Source organism: Nocardioides sp. IC4_145, assembly GCF_011250565.1.
Lineage (GTDB): Bacteria > Actinomycetota > Actinomycetes > Propionibacteriales > Nocardioidaceae > Nocardioides.
Map to the genome: position 1 here is coordinate 41,220 of NZ_JAANMS010000030.1, position 16,475 is coordinate 57,694.

15 protein-coding genes and 1 pseudogene are annotated in these 16,475 nt (G+C 74.2%); 11 read left to right on the forward strand and 5 right to left on the reverse strand.

Going from position 1 to position 16,475, the window contains the following annotated elements:
- Positions 1–10: 10 nt before the first annotated feature.
- From G6553_RS13435 to G6553_RS13460, 6 genes are all read left to right on the forward strand, one after another.
- Positions 11–1,579: an FAD-dependent oxidoreductase gene (locus G6553_RS13435; protein WP_207619761.1), complete on the forward strand. Its 1,569-nt coding sequence runs from the start codon at positions 11–13 to the stop codon at positions 1,577–1,579.
- Positions 1,580–1,617: 38 nt separating this feature from the next.
- Positions 1,618–3,066, forward strand: coding sequence for a glycosyltransferase family 39 protein (locus tag G6553_RS13440; protein ID WP_166193689.1), 1,449 nt, complete (start codon positions 1,618–1,620; stop codon positions 3,064–3,066).
- Between the two features lie 113 nt (positions 3,067–3,179).
- Entirely contained in the window at positions 3,180–3,977 is a 798-nt protein-coding gene (locus G6553_RS13445; protein ID WP_166193692.1) for a hypothetical protein, read from the forward strand.
- Positions 3,974–4,453, forward strand: a complete 480-nt coding sequence (locus tag G6553_RS22195; RefSeq protein WP_166193695.1) for a phage holin family protein — start codon at positions 3,974–3,976, stop codon at positions 4,451–4,453. Before G6553_RS13445 ends, G6553_RS22195 begins: the two co-directional genes overlap by 4 nt.
- Positions 4,429–5,049: a DUF3618 domain-containing protein gene (locus G6553_RS13455; protein WP_166193698.1), complete on the forward strand. Its 621-nt coding sequence runs from the start codon at positions 4,429–4,431 to the stop codon at positions 5,047–5,049. The genes G6553_RS22195 and G6553_RS13455 overlap by 25 nt, the downstream gene beginning before the upstream one ends.
- 88 nt (positions 5,050–5,137) lie before the next feature.
- A complete protein-coding gene (locus G6553_RS13460; RefSeq protein WP_166193701.1) occupies positions 5,138–5,290 on the forward strand; it encodes a hypothetical protein in 153 nt (50 codons plus the stop codon).
- 138 nt (positions 5,291–5,428) lie between these two features.
- Here the strand turns inward: G6553_RS13460 and G6553_RS22200 are convergent, their stop codons facing one another.
- Together G6553_RS22200 and G6553_RS13470 are read right to left on the reverse strand one after the other, a co-directional pair.
- A complete protein-coding gene (locus G6553_RS22200; protein ID WP_166193703.1) occupies positions 5,429–7,018 on the reverse strand; it encodes an NAD(P)/FAD-dependent oxidoreductase in 1,590 nt (529 codons plus the stop codon).
- A 7-nt stretch (positions 7,019–7,025) separates the two neighbouring features.
- Complete coding sequence (locus G6553_RS13470; protein WP_166193706.1) at positions 7,026–7,961, reverse strand: SDR family NAD(P)-dependent oxidoreductase; 936 nt, start codon at positions 7,959–7,961, stop codon at positions 7,026–7,028.
- 168 nt (positions 7,962–8,129) lie between these two features.
- On the opposite strand from G6553_RS13470, the gene rocD reads away from it, so the two are divergent.
- Positions 8,130–9,374 carry an ornithine--oxo-acid transaminase gene (gene rocD / locus G6553_RS13475; RefSeq protein WP_166193709.1) on the forward strand — a complete coding sequence of 415 codons (1,245 nt, stop codon included), beginning with the start codon at positions 8,130–8,132 and terminating at the stop codon, positions 9,372–9,374.
- Between the two features lie 112 nt (positions 9,375–9,486).
- On the opposite strand, the gene G6553_RS13480 is transcribed toward rocD, so the two are convergent.
- Complete coding sequence (locus G6553_RS13480; protein WP_242680432.1) at positions 9,487–10,089, reverse strand: TetR/AcrR family transcriptional regulator; 603 nt, start codon at positions 10,087–10,089, stop codon at positions 9,487–9,489.
- A gap of 45 nt (positions 10,090–10,134) precedes the next feature.
- Here G6553_RS13480 and G6553_RS13485 point away from each other — a divergent pair, with 45 nt between their 5' ends.
- Together G6553_RS13485 and G6553_RS13490 are read left to right on the forward strand one after the other, a co-directional pair.
- The gene (locus G6553_RS13485) at positions 10,135–11,733 is read left to right on the forward strand and encodes an NAD(P)/FAD-dependent oxidoreductase (RefSeq protein WP_166193713.1); all 1,599 of its coding nucleotides are present in this window, start codon (positions 10,135–10,137) and stop codon (positions 11,731–11,733) included.
- A complete protein-coding gene (locus G6553_RS13490; protein WP_166193715.1) occupies positions 11,730–12,572 on the forward strand; it encodes an SDR family NAD(P)-dependent oxidoreductase in 843 nt (280 codons plus the stop codon). The genes G6553_RS13485 and G6553_RS13490 overlap by 4 nt, the downstream gene beginning before the upstream one ends.
- Before the next feature lie 27 nt (positions 12,573–12,599).
- Here G6553_RS13490 and G6553_RS13495 read toward each other — a convergent pair whose 3' ends face one another.
- On the reverse strand, positions 12,600–13,976 hold the full coding sequence (locus tag G6553_RS13495) for a threonine/serine exporter family protein (protein WP_166193717.1): 1,377 nt from the start codon (positions 13,974–13,976) through the stop codon (positions 12,600–12,602).
- A 71-nt stretch (positions 13,977–14,047) separates the two neighbouring features.
- On the opposite strand from G6553_RS13495, the gene G6553_RS13500 reads away from it, so the two are divergent.
- Together G6553_RS13500 and G6553_RS13505 are read left to right on the forward strand one after the other, a co-directional pair.
- Entirely contained in the window at positions 14,048–14,536 is a 489-nt protein-coding gene (locus G6553_RS13500) for a DUF402 domain-containing protein (RefSeq protein ID WP_166193719.1), read from the forward strand.
- 39 nt (positions 14,537–14,575) lie between these two features.
- Entirely contained in the window at positions 14,576–15,709 is a 1,134-nt protein-coding gene (locus G6553_RS13505) for a glutamate--cysteine ligase (RefSeq protein ID WP_166193721.1), read from the forward strand.
- A gap of 50 nt (positions 15,710–15,759) precedes the next feature.
- Here G6553_RS13505 and G6553_RS13510 read toward each other — a convergent pair.
- A pseudogene (locus G6553_RS13510) lies at positions 15,760–16,475 on the reverse strand (DNA polymerase IV); the annotation flags it as partial.

A 16,475-nucleotide genomic window follows, 5' to 3' on the forward strand; every position in this document is an offset into this window, starting at 1 on the left:
CGATCCCCCGGTGATCGGCACCGCTGCGGACAGCTCCCCGGACAGCTCCCCGGACAGCCAGGAGTACGACGTCGTCGTGGTCGGGTCCGGAGGTGGCGCGCTGACCGGCGCGGTCCTCGCGGCGCGGGCCGGCCTCTCGGTCGTCGTCCTGGAGAAGACCGGCTTCCTCGGCGGCACGTCGGCCTACTCCGGCGGCGCGTGCTGGCTGCCCGGCAGCGCGGTGCAGCAGCGGGCCGGGCTGCCGGACTCCACCGAGGCCGCGCGGGACTACCTCGGCGCGATCCTCGAGGGCCCGGACGAGGCCAAGGTCGAGGCGTTCCTCGCGCACGCACCCGACCTGGTGGCTGAGCTGGAGTCCGACGAGCTGATGGACTTCGAGTGGGTGCCGTTCGCGGAGTACTACGACGCCCCCGGCCGCGTCCCCGGCGGCCGCTCGATCCAGCCGTCGAAGATCCGCCGGGACGAGCTGCCCGAGCAGGTCGCCGCCTGGGTCCGCCCGCCGGTCGAGCGCGACCGCGCCGGCGAGCCTGGCCGCCGCACGCTGACCGGCGGCCAGGCGCTCGTCGCGCGGCTCGCCGCGATGCTGGTCCGCGACGGCGGCACGGTCAGCACCGGCCTGCCGGTGACGGGCCTGCTCAGCGAGGAGGGGCCGGACGGGTCGCCGAAGGTGGTCGGCGTCGTCGGCATGAGCCCCGAGGGGCCGGTGCGGGTCCGCGCCCGGCGCGGCGTCCTGCTCGGCTCGGGCGGCTTCGAGCGGAACGCCGCGGTCCGCGAGGAGCACGGCGTACCCGGGTCGGCGGCGTGGACGATGGCGCCCGACGGCACCAACACCGGCGAGCCGATCGCGGCGGCCGAGGCGATCGGCGCGGCGAGCGACTACGCCGGGCTCGGCTGGTTCTGCCCCGGGCTCGAGCAGCCGGACGGCGCGGGCGCGTTCACGCTCGGCTTCCGCAGCGGGCTGATGGTCGACCAGACGGGCCGGCGCTACGGCAACGAGTGCCTGCCCTACGACCGGTTCGGCCGGGTGATGGCGCAGGCGCCCGAGCGGATCCCGTCGTGGTTCGTCTTCGACTCCCGCGAGGGCGGCCGGCTCCCGGCCATCGCGATCCCCGAGGGCGACCCCGACGCCCGCCTCGCCGCCGGCACCTGGGTGCGCGCCGACACGGTCGCGGACCTCGCGGAGGCGACCGGGCTGCCCGTCGACGCGCTGACGGAGACGGTCGAGCGGTTCAACGGCTTCTGCTCTTCGGGGGTGGACGAGGACTTCGGCCGGGGCGAGGACGAGTACGACACGTTCTTCGCCGGCGGCACGGGACCGAACAAGGCGCTCACGCCGTGCGACCAGCCGCCGTACCACGCCGCCCGCTTCGTCCTCTCCGACCTCGGCACCAAGGGCGGCCTCGTCACCGACGCCGCAGGCCGGGTCCTCCGCAAGGACGGGAAACCGCTGCTCGGGCTCTACGCCACCGGCAACGCGGCCGCCTCGCTCTTCGGCGGCGTCTACCCGGGGCCGGGGGCGCCGCTCGGCTCGGCGATGGTGTTCGCGTCGCTCGCGGTGCGGGAGATGCTCGGCGCTTGACCCGCGCGGCGGGGCTCGGACAGGCCTAGGGTCGCGCCGTGCACCCGCCCGCCACCCGCTCGCTCGCGCTCGTCGCGGCGGGCGTCGCCGCCCTGCTGCTGGCCACCGCGAACGGCTACGGCCCGCACCGCGACGAGCTCTACTTCGTGCTGGTGGGCGGCCACCCGGCGTGGGGGTACGTCGACCAGCCGCCGCTCGTGCCGGTCCTCGCGCACCTGTGGGACGGGGTGACCGGCGGGCACCTGTGGCTCTTCCGCCTGCCCTCGGCGCTGGCCGCGGGCGCGACGGCGTGGCTGGCCGGCCTCGTCGCGCGCCGCCTGGGTGCGGGCGCGGCCGCGCAGGTGCTGACGTCCGTGGTCGTCGGGCTGGCCCCGGTCACGCTCGCGGTCGGCCACCTGGTGTCGACCTCGACGTACGACCTCCTCGTCCAGGTCGGCCTGCTGCTGCTCGTGCTGCGCGCGCTCGACGAGCCGCGCTGGTGGTGGGCCGCCGGCCTCGTCCTCGGGGTGGGGCTGCAGGTCAAGACGCTGCCGGTGTTCCTCGCCGCCGCGCTCGTGGTGGCGCTGCTCGCGGCCGGGCCGCGGCGCCCGTTCCGCTCGCCCCACCTGTACGCCGGCGGGCTGGTCGCCGCGGTCCTCTGGACCCCGAACCTGCTGTGGCAGCAGGCCCACGGCTGGCCGCAGCTCGACCTCGCGGAGGCGATCGCCGCAGGCGGGTCGGGCACGAGCGCCGGCCTGGTCGAGCTGTGGGCGACCCAGCCGGGGCTGGTGGGTCCGCCGGTCGGCGTGGTGCTGGTCGTCGTCGGCGCGGTGCGGCTCGCGCGGACGCCGGACCGGCGGTTCCTGCTGGTGACCTGGGTCGTCCTGGCGGCGGTGTTCACGGCGACCGGGGGCAAGCCGTACTACCTCGCGCCCGCCTACGTCCCGTTGATCGCCGCCGGCGCGGTCGACGTCGTCGCCTGGGCCGGCCGCGGGGCCGCCCGGGTGCGGCGCTCCGTCCTCGGTGCCGGGCTCGCGCTCGGCGCGGTCGTGGGCGCCGTGCTGTTCCTGCCGGTGGTGCCGGTCGAGCGGCTGCACGCGACGCCGGTGGTCGAGGTGAACTACGACGCCGGTGAGACCGTCGGGTGGCCGGCCCTGGTCGCCGCGGTGGAGGCCGGCCTCGCGGAGGCCGGGCCGGGCGCGGTGGTCGTGACGGGCAACTACGGGCAGGCCGGCGCGGTGGCCCGCCGGCTCCCCGACGTACCTCTCCACTCCGGGCACAACTCGCTGTGGGACCTCGGGCCGCCGGCGGTCGACGACGCGCCGGCGGTGGTCCTGGGCTACCCGGTCGCCGACCTCGAGGCGTGGTGCGGCTCGCTCGTCGAGGTCACCCGTGTCGACAACGGCGTGGACCTCGACAACGACGAGCAGGGACGGCCGGTCCTCGTGTGCCGCGACCCCGTCGGCGGCTGGGCGCGGCTGTGGCCGGAGCTGCGCCGCCTGGGTTGAGCCTGGCCGGGTGCCCAGTCGAGCGGACGGTGACGCCCCTTCCCAGGGGTGAGGATGATCCGCGACGTCTCGGACACCGGGGAAGCACATCAACCCGATCCGGGAGGACACAGATGACGACCGACACCAGCGCGACCGACCGCGCCCAGCAGGCCGCGTCGACCGCCGCGGAGGAGGGGCGCCACGTCGCGGGCACCGCTGCCGACGAGGCCAAGCAGGTCGCCGGGCAGGCGGCCCAGCAGGCCAGGAGCGTGGTCAACGACGCCCTGGGCCAGGCCACCAGCCAGGCCCAGGAGCAGGCGCGCACCCAGCGCGACCGCCTCGTCAGCACCCTCGGCAGCCTCGGCGAGGACCTCGACGGCATGGCCCAGCAGGCCCCCGCCGGCCTGGCCACCGACCTCACCCGCCAGGCGGCCGACCAGGTCCGCTCGCTCAGCAGCCGTCTCGACGGCCGCGAGCCGGGCGAGCTGCTCGACGACGTACGCCGCTTCGCCCGCCAACGCCCGGGCACGTTCCTGCTCGGCGCCCTCGCCGCCGGCGTGGTCGCCGGCCGGCTGCTCCGCGGGGCGAGCGACGGCATTGCAGGCGCCGCCGCTGCACCGAGCACGCCGACCGCACCCAGCGCGTCCACCGCGCCGACCATCCCCGCGGCCCCGATGCCGCCCTCGCCGCCGACGCCTCCGACGCAGACCAGCGCGTTCGCGTCCGGCACCGGCTCGCTCGGCACCGACGTGGGCGTGACCGGCGGCGCCGTGACCGGCGACGACCAGCCGCCCAGCGGCACGGCGACGACGAACCCGCCGATGCCGAGCGCGACGCCGGGCCAGCCGACCCAGCCCTCCCGCGATGAGCTGTCCGGCAACGAGACCGGCTACAGCGGGGGCGGCCTGAGCTCGGAGGACCGGCCGTGACCCAGCCGACCCACCAGCCGTTCGACCCGGCGGCCCAGCCCCACGGTCAGCCGAGCGGGAGCTCGTCGCAGGTCGACCGCGCTCCCGGAGAGCCGGCCGACCCGCGCAGCCTCGGCGAGATCGTCAGCGACGTCACCAACGACCTGACGACGCTGATCAAGCAGGAGATGGACCTCGCGAAGGTCGAGATGAAGGAGGAGTTCAGCAAGGCCGGCAAGGGTGCCGGGCTGCTGGGCGGGGCCGGTCTGGCCGGCTACTTCGTCCTCTTCTTCCTGTCGTGGACCTTGCTGTTCCTGCTCGACAACTGGATGCCGATCGAGGTCTCCGCACTGATCATCACGGGGGTGTGGGCGATCGTTGCCGGCGTCCTCGCCCTGACCGGCCGCAAGGCCCTCAAGGAGAGCAACCCGCAGCTGCCGCAGACGCAGCAGACCCTCAAGGAGGACGCAGCATGGGCCAGAGCACAGAAGAGCTGAACAGCCAGATCGAGGACACCCGGGCCCGGATGGCCGGCGACCTCGACGCCCTGCAGGACCGGGTGAGCCCTGCGGCGATCGTCGAGCGCCGCAAGGAGGCGGCGCGCAGCCGCGTCAGCGGCCTGCGGGACAAGATCATGGGCACCGCGACCGACGTCCGCGACACCGTCAAGGACAAGGCGAGCAGCGCCGGCGGCAGCGTCTCCGGCGCCATGCCGAGCACCTCGGACATGTCGACCCCCGACGTCCGCGGCGCAGCGTCCTCGGCCGTGGGCAGCGCCCACAGCCAGGTCCAGGGCTCGCCCCTGGCCGCCGGCCTCGTCGCCTTCGGCGCCGGCCTGGTGATCTCCTCGCTCATCCCATCGAGCAAGGCCGAGGCCGACCTCGCTCACTCGACGATCGAGACGGCGAAGGAGAAGGGCCAGCCCCTCCTCGACGAGGCCCGCGACGCCGGCCAGTCCCTGGCGCAGGACGTCAAGGAGCAGGCGACCCAGGTCGCCCAGGAGGTCAAGGAGAACGCGACCGAGTCCGCCCAGCGGATCAAGGACGAGGGCCAGTCGTCGGCGGAGAACGTCCGCTCCGACGTCCAGGGCTGACACCCGTCCCTGTCACACACGAGCGGCGGTGCCCTGCGGGGTACCGCCGCTTCGTGCGTCCCCCACCCGACGTACCCCAGGAGGACCGATGAGCGAGAGCACCAACGAGCCCGGCCACGAGCGCGAGCCGGAGCAGCAGTCGCTGGCCGACGTCCAGGAGCAGCTCGACGAGCAGGCCGACGGCGACGGCCTGGCCGCCGAGGCCGGCACCGGCGACGAGACCGGCCTGACCGAGGGCTGACCGACCCACCCCGCCGAGGTGGCACCCCCGCAGGGCCGAAGTGGCACCCCTGCAGCGTCGAAGTGGCACCGCCGCAGGGTCGGACCTGCGCACGCGCCACCTCGGACCTGCGCACGCGCCACCTCGGCGGGTGACGGGTCAGCGGCCGTTGACGACCCGGCGGATCCGGCGGTGGACGACGGCGGCGCGGGCGGCGTTCATGCCGCAGGCGCCGTGGACGCCGCCGCCGGGGTGGGCGGAGGCCGAACCGAGGTAGAGGCCCTTGACCGGGGTCTCCGAGCGGCCGAGGCCGGGGATCGGTCGGAAGACCAGCTCCTGGTGCAGCTGGGAGGTGCCGCCGTTGACGGCACCACCGATGAGGTTGGCGTCACGGGCCTGCATCTCGTGCGGCCCGAGCACGCGGCGCGCGACGACCTTGGACCCGAAGCCCGGGGCGAGCTCCTCGATCCGCGCCTGCATCCGGTCGGCGAACCGCTCGCACTCGCCCTCGTCCCACCGCCCGGTGACCGGGTCGTCGCCGAGGTCGCGGGCGATGTCCTGCGGCACGTGGGTGTAGGCCCACAGCGACTCTGTGCCCGCCGGGGACCGGGTCGGGTCGGACGTGGTCATCTGGCCGGCGAGCATGAACGGCCTGGCCGGCACCGTGCGGCTGTTGACGTGGTGCAGCGCCTCGGACATCTGCTCGACCGAGTCGGCGACGTGGAAGGTGCCCGGCGCGTGCGGCGGCTCGGACTTCCACGGCACCGGCCCGTCGAGCGCCCAGTCGACCTTGACGGTGCCGGGGTCCAGCTCGAAGGACTCCATCTTGCGCATCGTGCTGGCCGGCAGGTCGTCGGCGGCGACGAGCCCGCCGTAGAGGTGCGGCGCCGCCACGTCGGCGACGACCGCGTGCTGGACGGCGTACCGCTCGCCGTCGTGGGTGCGTACGGCGACGGCCCGGCCGCGCTCGACCTCGATGCGCGTCACCTCGGCGTCGCAGCGGATCGTGCCGCCGAGGGCGCGGACCCGCGAGGCCATGGCCTGGGTGAGCATGCCCGCGCCGCCCTCCGGCACGGGGTAGCCGACGGTCTGGCCGAGCATGGTCAGCAGCAGGCCCATCAGCCCGGAGCCCGGCGCGCCGAGCGGGATGTCGGAGTGGCCGGCGTTGCCGGCGAGCAGGATGCGCGGGGCGAAGCCGCCGAAGCGGTGGCGGCCGAGGTCGACCACCGGCATCAGCAGGTCGCGGACGAAGTCCAGACCACCCACCCGCGGCAGCCGGGCCAGCGCGCCCAGCGCGGGCCGCAGCGGCGGGAACGGCGTGAGCAGCGCGCCGACGACCTGGTCGCCGATGCGGTCCCAGGTGTCGCACAGCCGGAGCCACGCGTCGCCGTCACCGGGGTGCTGGGCGTCCATGAGGGCAGCGGTCACGGTGCGGTCGCGGTGGAGGGTGGCCCACTCCCCCGACGGCAGGCAGTGGCCGAGCACCGCCGGGCTGTGCACCCAGCGCAGGCCGTGGTCCTCGAGCTGGAACGAGCGGATCGTCGGCGACCCCGCGGCCAGTGGGTAGAAGGCACTGAACGTGTCGTGCACGTAGTCGGGGTGCAGCTCGCGGTCGCTGCGGACCGCGCCGCCCACGTCGGGCTGGGCCTCGAGGACGAGGACGGACCAGCCTTGGTCGAGCAGGTGGTTGGCGGCGACCAGCCCGTTGGGGCCGGCGCCGACGACGACGGCGTCGTACGACTCGCTCACCGGCCCCTCACCCCCGCAGGGTTGACAGCACGTTGCGGGTGATGCCGACGATCGCGTTGCCCTGGTCGCCGTGGAGCTTGTTGCCGCTCTGGCGCGGGCTGAGCACGTTGCCGGGGTGCGGCTCGACGGGCCGCAGCCGGTCGATCGCGCCGTGGCGGAAGAACGGACCGATGATCGCGTCGTACACGAACGGCACCGCACTGAACCCGAGCCGGATCACCTCGTTGCTCAGCAGCAGCTGCGGCCGGGCGCCGCCCCGACCGATGCGGGACAGAATCTGCGCGGCGACCCGCTCCGGGCTCGCGGTCGGCGGGGGCGGGCGACCCTCGAAGCCGTCGTAGTTGGCCGCCTGCTGGTAGATCGGGGTGTCGACGCCGCCGGGCGCGACGTAGGAGATCGTCACGCCTTTCTTGTCGGCGTTCTCGAGCTTGAGCTGCCGGGCGAGCGCGCGCACCCCCCACTTGCTCACGGCGTACGCCGTCATGCCGGGCACCGCGATGTGGCCGATGACCGAGCCGACGAGCGTGAGGGTGCCGGCGTCCTGCGCGCGGAGGACGGGTACGACGTGGCGCGCGACGTTGGCGGTGCCGAGCAGGTTGGTGCGCATCACCCCGTCGAAGACCTCCTGCGGCACCTCCTCGGTGCGGCCGTAGGCGACGACACCGGCGGCGTTGACGAACACGTCGATGCGCCCATGCCGCGCGAGCACCGCGTCGACGAGGGCCTCGACGGCCTTGTCGTCGCCGACGTCGGTCGGCACCACCATCGTCGAGGCGGCGCCCGCGTCGTCGCACTCCGCGGCGACGAGGTCGAGCGACCCCACCCCGCGGGCCACCAGGACGAGGTGGACCCCCTCCGGCGCAGCGGCGAGCGCGGTGGCCCTGCCGATCCCGCTGGAGGCTCCGGTGATGACGACGACGTCCCCGGGACGTGGCTTGCTCATGGGCGCCCGATACCCGAGGGGCCGGGGCGGCATCCCCGTACGAGTCCGCCCCGCGCGGGTTTGGCCCTCCGATGGTGTACCCGCACGATCGAGGCGACCCGAGTTCCCCGCCGATGCGGACGTTCGTCAGGTTGTCTGACAATCTGGGAGCGACCCGAAGGAGGCACGATGACCACTCTCGCCGAGACCGCCACCGCCGAGACCGCCCGCACGCCGTTCCAGCGCGCCGAGGAGCGGACCGCGCACAACTACCACCCGCTGCCGGTGGTCGTCGAGCACGCCGAGGGCGCGTGGATGACCGACGTCGAGGGCAACCGGTTCCTCGACCTGCTGGCGGGCTACTCCGCGCTGAACTTCGGGCACGCGCACCCGGACCTGCTCCGCGTCGCGCACGAGCAGCTGGACCGCCTGACGCTGACCAGCCGGGCCTTCGTGCACGACCGGTTCGCCGACTTCTGCGCCGCGCTCGGCGACCTGTGCGGCAAGGAGCTCGTGCTGCCGATGAACACCGGTGCCGAGGCCGTCGAGACCGCGATCAAGGTCGCCCGCAAGTGGGGCTACGAGGTCAAGGGCGTGACGCCGGGTCAGGCGAAGATCATCGTCTTCACCGGCAACTTCCACGGCCGCACCACCACGATCGTCGGCTTCTCGGACGACCCCGACGCCCACGACGGGTTCGGCCCGTTCACGCCCGGCTTCGTGGCCGTCCCCTACGGCGACCTCGCCGCTGTCGAAGCCGCGATCGACGACGACACCGTCGCGGTGCTCGTCGAGCCGATCCAGGGCGAGGGTGGCGTCGTGCTGCCGCCCGACGGGTTCCTCCGCGGGCTGCGCGAGCTGTGCACCCGCACCAATGTGCTGCTGGCCGCCGACGAGATCCAGGCCGGCCTCGGCCGCACCGGGCGGACCTTCGCCTGCGACCACGAGGACGTCGTGCCGGACCTCTACGTGCTCGGGAAGGCGCTCGGCGGCGGGATCGTCCCCGTCTCCGCCGTCGTCGCCGACCGCGACGTCCTCGGCGTGCTCCGTCCCGGCCAGCACGGCTCCACCTTCGGCGGCAACCCGCTGGCCTGCGCCGTCGGGCACGCCGTCGTGCAGATGCTCGCCACCGGTGAGCACCAGGCACGGGCCACCGAGCTCGGTGTCGTGCTCCGCGACCGGCTCGAGTCGCTCGTCGGGCGGGGTGTCGTCGGCGTACGCGTCCGGGGCCTGTGGGCCGGCGTCGACATCGACCCGACCGTCGGCACCGGCCGCGAGGTCTGCGAGGCGCTCATGGCCCGTGGCGTCCTGGCCAAGGACACCCACGGCTCGACCATCCGGCTCGCCCCGCCGCTCGTCATCAGCCGCGAGGACCTCGAGTGGGGCCTCGAACAGCTCGCCGACGTCGTCTCCTCCGGGCCGCTCCGCGCCTGAGCCGCTCCCGCCGGGCGGACCGAGGCCGCATGCAACGCGCTGTCCAACCATCTACCGCGCCGTTCGAACGGCGCGGTAGATGTGCGGACAGCGCGTGACAAGCAGCTGCCACTCACGACCCGGCCGACTCCACCAGCGCCGGCAGCGACCCGGCCACCAGCTCGAGCAGCCGGTCGCGGGGGACGTCGGCGGGGTCGGCGACCCAGGCGAGGACGAGCTCCTCGACCATGGCCGACCAGCCGCGGACGAGCAGCCGGTTGACCGGGGTGTCGGGGATCAGGTCGCCCCAGGGGTCCTCGGTGAAGATCCGGCCGGTCAGCGCGGAGCGGGCGTCCTCGTAGATCTCGCGCAGGGCGTCGTTGCCGCTCGCGGCCGCCTTGACCAGCGACTGGTAGCCGGCGTGGTTGGCGACGACGTAGTCGACGTACGCCGTCACCGACGTCAGCAGCCGCTCCAGCGGCTCACCGCCCTCGGGCGGCGCGGTCTGGGCGATGAGGTCGTCGGCGGCGTGCCGGACGACCGCCTCGTGGAAGGCATGCTTGCCGCCGAAGTAGTGGTAGAGCAGGCCGCGGCTGATGCCGGCCTCCTCGGCGAGCACGTCGATCGACAGCTCGTCGAGCGAGCGGGTGGCGAGCAGGCGCACGCCGAGGTCGAGCAGCTGCGTGCGGCGCTGCTCGGGCGCGAGGCGGGTGCGTGTGGGTGCCGTCACGGACATCATCCTATTGACGCTCGTTCAATAGTGGCAATAGCGTGACCGCCCATGACCCAGGCCACCCACTCCCCCGCCAGCGAGGCCACCACCCAGGCCACCACGGAGGTCGACCACGTCATCGTCGGCGCCGGCTTCGCGGGGCTCTGCGCGGCGATCAAGCTCGCCGAGGACGGCGAGCACGACTTCGTGGTGCTCGAGAAGGGTGACGACGTCGGCGGCACCTGGCGCGACAACACCTATCCCGGCGCCGCCTGCGACGTCCCGAGCCAGCTCTACTCCTTCTCGTTCGCGCCGAACCCCGACTGGACCTCGTCGTTCTCCCCGCAGCCGGAGATCCAGGCCTACCTGCGCCGCGTCGCCCGCGAGTCCGGGACGCTCGACCGGTTCCGGTTCGGCACCCGCGTCGAGGACGCGACGTGGGACGACGAGGCCGCCCGCTGGACGGTGCGCACGACGCGTGGCGGGACCCGCGAGACCTGGTCCGCGCGCACGCTCGTCGTCGGCGCCGGCGGCCTCTCCGAGCCGCGGCTGCCCGACATCGAGGGGATCGGCGACTTCGCCGGCCACCTGTTCCACTCCGCCCGCTGGGACCACGACGTCGACCTGACCGGCAAGCGGGTGGCCGTCATCGGCACCGGCGCCTCGGCGATCCAGATCGTGCCGGAGGTGCAGAAGGTCGCCGGGCGGCTCGACGTCTACCAGCGCACCGCGCCGTGGATCATCCCGCGCGCCGACCGGACCTACTCCGCCCTCGAGCGCGCCGCCCTGCGCCACGTGCCGGGCGTGCAGCGGGCCTACCGCACGGCGGTCTACTGGGCCCGCGAGACCTACGTGCCGGCGTTCACCTTCCAGCCGGGCATCGCGTACCCCGCCCGCAAGCTCGCCGAGGCCAACATCGCCCGCGGCATCAGCGACCCCGCCCTGCGCGAGAAGGTCACCCCGCACTTCGCCCTCGGGTGCAAGCGCGTCCTCATCAGCAACACCTACTACCCCGCGCTCGCCGCCGACAACGTCGACCTGGTGACCGACCGGATCGCCCGCGTCACGCCGACGTCGGTCGTGACCGCGGACGGCACCGAGCGCGAGGTCGACGTCATCATCGTCGCGACCGGCTTCCACACCACCGACCTGCCGATCACCGAGCACCTCGTCGGCCGGCGCGGCCGCACGCTCGCCGACCGGTGGAAGGAGAGCGGCATGGCGGCGTACAAGGGCACGACCGTCCCCGAGTTCCCGAACCTGTTCATGCTGGTCGGCCCCAACACCGGCCTGGGCCACTCCTCGATGGTCTTCATGATCGAGTCGCAGGTGCAGTACCTCCGCCAGGCGCTGCGCACGATGCGGGTCAACTCCTACGCCGTCGTCGAGCCGCGCGAGGACGTCGCCCGCTCCTGGAACGACCGGCTCCAGCAGCGGATGAAGCGCACCGTGTGGCACCGCGGCGGCTGCTCGAGCTGGTACCTCGACGAGCACGGCCGCAACACCACCCTCTGGCCCCGCACGACGTTCGGCTTCCGTGCGGCGCTGCGCGACTTCGACCCCGCCGCGTACGCCGTGCGCGGCGCGCCGAGCAGCACCGCCACCCCGAACCCCGCCCCGAACTCCACCAGCACCACCCCGACGAAGACGGAGGACGTCCCCGCATGAAGACGCTCGAGAACAAGGTCGTCGTGATCACCGGCGCCGGGTCCGGCATCGGCCGCGCCCTGGCCCTCGACTGCGCGCGCCGCGGGTCGCTGCTCGCGCTGTCGGACGTGGACGAGGCCGGCCTGGCCGAGACCGCCGACCAGGCGCGCGCCGCCGGCGCCCGGGAGGTCCGCACCGACCGCCTCGACGTCGCCGACCGCGACGCGATGACGGCGTACGCCGCCTCGGTCGCCGACCAGTTCGGCCGGGTCAACGTCGTGGTCAACAACGCGGGCGTGGCGCTCGCCGGCGACCTGGTCGACCTCGACTGGCCCGACATCGACTGGATCATCGGCATCAACCTCCTCGGCGTGCTCCACGGCACGAAGGCGTTCCTGCCGCACCTCATCGCCTCCGGCGACGGGCACGTCGTGAACCTGTCCTCGCTGTTCGGGCTGGTCTCCATGCCCGGCCAGTCGATCTACAACGCGACGAAGTACGCCGTCCGCGGCATGTCCGAGGCGGTGCGGATCGAGATGCTGGCCGCCGGCCACCGCGTCGGCGTGACGGTCGTCCACCCCGGCGGCATCAAGACCGCGATCGCCCGCAACGCGCGGGTCTCCTCGCGCGAGGACCAGGCCCGCACGGCGTCGTTCTTCGACAAGAAGCTCGCCAAGACCACGCCGGAGAAGGCCGCCGAGGTGATCGTCGCCGGCGTGCTGGCCGACAAGTCGCGCGTGCTGGTCGGCTCCGACGCGCACGCGCTGCACTGGTTCGGCAAGCTCGCCGGCGCCCGCTACCAGGACGTCGTCGCGCGGGTCTCGAAGAAGGTCCTGCCGGCGAAGACCACCGTCGTCTGAGCCGCGACGGCTGGTCCTCGCGAGGCCTCAGGCGGAGGTCTCGGCCGGGCGCCGACGGGTACGCCGCGTGCGCTGCGACCCGTCGGGCCGGGTGCGCAGCGGACCGACCAGCCGCGGGCCGGCGAGCCGGCTCTCCAGCCGGGCCGCCTCGCGCTTGACCGGCTGGGCGACGTACTCCCCGAGGATCACCCCGGAGGACAGCGCCAGCGCGACCGACGCGGCGGTGACCATCGCCAGCAGGCCCGTGCTGGTCGATGGGCCGCCCTCCGCGAGCAGGGTGAGGCCGCGGTAGATCGAGAGCCCCGGCAGCATCGGCACCACGGCGGAGACCACGACCACCAGCGGGGGGACCCGCAGGCGGCCGGCGACGGTGTAGGCCACGAGGCCGACGAAGAGCGCCGCCAGCGCCACCGACCAGGCGCGGCCGATGCCGGGCGCGGCGATCGACTGCGAGATGCCCATCGCGACGGCGGAGACCAGGGCGATCGGCACGAGGCTGCGCTTCGGGGCGTAGGACGACCACGCGAACGCCGCGGCCGCGAGCGCGGCGCCGAGGATCGTCCACGCGACGCTCGACAGGTTGGCGGTGCCGGGGTCGAGCTGCGGGACCTCGACCCCGACGGCGTACGCCAGGCTGATGCCGCCGCTGACGCCGCCGATGATGCCGGCCGTCGCGAGGAGCGCCTCGGTGAGCCGGGCACCGGCGGTGATGTAGAAGCCGGTCAGCGCGTCCTGGAGCGCACCGACGAACCCGATGCCGGCCAGCAGCATGATGATGTTGGCGGTGACGACCAGGGACGGGTCGAGCGCCAGCGGGGTCGCGCCGACCAGGAGCGCGATGATCGTGGCGAGCCCGCCGCCGGCGACCTGCTGGTAGAAGACCGGGTACCGCCGGCGCGACATCCGCAGCTGCATCCGGTCGATCGCCATCGCCGCGAAGCACGCGATCACCACCACCGCGAGGTCACCGCCCAGCTGGAGGCCGACCCCGCCGCACATCAGCCCCCATCCGAGCGTGATCGCCCACCGCGGCCGGTCGTGGCCCGAGGACGTGATCCGGCCGAGCGCGCTGCGCGCCTCCTTGAGGTCGACTTCCTGGCGCAGCAGCTCGCGGACGAGGTGGTCGACGCGGGTGAGGTGCTCGTAGTCGATGGCGCGCTGCTTGACGTAGCGCAGCTGCACGATCGCCGGCTCGTCGGCGACCGGCTGGAAGCTCGCGGACAGCGAGGTGAAGGTGATGTCCACGTCGACGTTGCGCAGGCCGAGGCTGCGGGCGACCGCCTGCATCGTCGCGGTGACGTCGGCGGCGCCGGCCCCCGAGGCGAGCAGCAGCTCGCCGATGCGGAGGCAGAGGTCGAGGGTCTGGGTGTAGGTGCGGACCGAGGACTCCTCCGACGCCGACATGGCGCCGATGCTAGACAGGGCGCATGTCCTCCCCGGCGCCTCCCCCGGCAGGCTCCCGGGTCACTGTGGCGATGACCAAGTGGGGCGCCCGGCCGCACTGGACCTTCGAGGCGGTCGTGCTCGGTTCGGACGCGCACGGCGACTGGTTGGGGGTCCCCGCCGGGACCGTGCTCGAGCGGCCCGGGGCGTCGTACGTCGCCCCCACCGACCAGGTCGTGCTCGTCCCCGCTGCGGGCCCGGACCTCGGCCGCGCGTGGCTCGCGACCTTCCACGGCGAGGGCGGTCCGCTGGCGGTGTACGTGGACGTCACCGCGCCGCCGACCTGGGACGGCGACACCCTGCGCGCCGTCGATCTCGACCTCGACGTCCTGCGAGGGCCGACCGGTCGCACGTGGGTCGACGACGAGGACGAGTTCGCCGAGCACCGGGTCACCCTCGACTACCCCGCCGAGGTCTGCGCGCTGGCGACCGCCTCCTGCGACCGGGTCCGCGCGCTCGTCGAGGCCGGCCGCGCGCCGTACGACGGTGCCACGGCGCGCGGGTGGCTCGCCCGGCTCTGACCTGCCGGCCGGTTCGGGCCGGTGTGCTTCGCTGGTGGCGTGCGGATCGACTTCCGGCCCTCCCCCGAACCGACGCTCGGCGTGGAGTGGGAGCTCGCCCTCGTCGACCGCGGCTCCCGCGACCTGGTCAACGGGGCCTCGGAGCTGCTCGGAGCGGCGCAGGCCCGGCTCCCCGACCCGGGCCGGCTGCACAAGGAGCTGCTGCGCAACACCATCGAGGTCGTCACCGGCGTGTGCACCACCGTCGGCGAGGCGGTCGGCGAGCTGCGGCAGGCCCTCGAGGTGGTGGTGCCGGTCGCCGACGAGCTGGGCGTCGACCTGTACGGCGGCGGGACCCACCCCTTCGCGTCGTGGACCGCGCAGCAGCTGACCGAGGGCCACCGCTACGAGGAGCTGATCAACCGCACCCAGTGGTGGGGGCGGCAGATGCTCATCTGGGGCGTGCACGTCCACGTCGGGCTGCCCGAGCGCGACCGGGTGATGCCGGTGCTGTCCTCCCTGCTCAACCACTACCCGCACCTGCAGGCGCTCTCGGCGTCCTCACCGATCTGGGCCGGCGTCGACACCGGCTACGCGTCGAACCGGGCGCTGATGTTCCAGCAGCTGCCGACCGCGGGGCTGCCGTTCCAGTTCCAGGACTGGTCGGAGTTCGAGGCGTTCGCGGGCGACCAGCTCCACACCGGCGTCATCGACGAGCTGAACGAGATCCGGTGGGACGTCCGGCCGGCGCCCCACCTCGGGACGCTGGAGAACCGGGTCTGCGACGGCGTCTCGTCCTTCGACGACCTGGCCGCGATCGTCGCGCTGTGCCACTGCCTGGTCGTCGACCTCGACACGCGCGCGGCGGCCGGCGAGGTGCTGCCGACGATGCCGCCGTGGCACGTGCAGGAGAACAAGTGGCGCGCCGCCCGCTACGGCCTCGACGCCATCGTCATCCTTGACGCCGACTCCCGGGAACGGCTGGTCACCGAGGACCTCGCCGACCTGCTGGTCCGGCTCGAGCCGACCGCGGAGCGCCTCGGTTGCGCCGCCGAGCTCGCCTCGGTGGCCGAGATCCCGGTGCGCGGCGCGTCCTACCAGCGGCAGCGCGCGGTGGCCGAGGAGTCGTCCGGTGACCTCGTCGCCGTCGTCGACTCGGTGGTCGCGGAGCTCCGCGACGGCCTGGGCCGGTAGTCCGGTCCCGCCGGTCCTTCCGCAGCCGCCGGTCTCAGTAGCCGCCGGTCTCAGTAGCCGCCGGGTGGCGGCACCATCTCCAGCCGCACGCCCAGGAGCCGGACCGGGCGGTCACGCTCGACCCGGTCGAGCAGGCCCGCCGCCGCGTCGGCGAGCACGTCCGGGTCGTTGGTCGGAGCCGGCAGGGTGCGGCTGCGCGAGATCGTGAAGAAGGGCCGGTAGCGCACCTTGATGCCCACGCGCGCCGCCGGCCGGCCGGCGGCGTCGATGTCGACCGTCGCCGCGCGGGCGAGCCGGCGGACGGCCTCCTCCACCTCGGTCCAGTCCTCCAGGTCGGCCTGGAACGTCTCCTCCCGCCCGTGCGCCCGCGGGACGTACGGCGTCGGGTCGACCCTCGTCGTGTCGACGCCGCGGCCGAGCCGGACGTACCACGGACCCATCGTCGGCCCGAGCTCCCGGGCCAGGTGGTCCGCGTCGGCCGCGGCCAGCTGGTCGACGGTCTCGATCCCCAGGGCGGCCAGTCGCTTGGCGGTCCGGCTGCCGATGCCCCACAGCGCGTCGGTCGGCCGGTCGCCCATCACCGCGGACCAGTTCCCGGCCGTCAACCGAAACGTCCCGCGCGGCTTGCCGAAGTCGGTCGCGATCTTCGCCCGCAGCCGGTTGTCGCCGATGCCGACCGAGCAGTGCAGCCCGGTCGCCTCGAGCACCGCCGCCCGGACCTCGTCGGCGAGCTGGTCGGGGCTCGTGGCGGTGCTGGTGGGGGTCC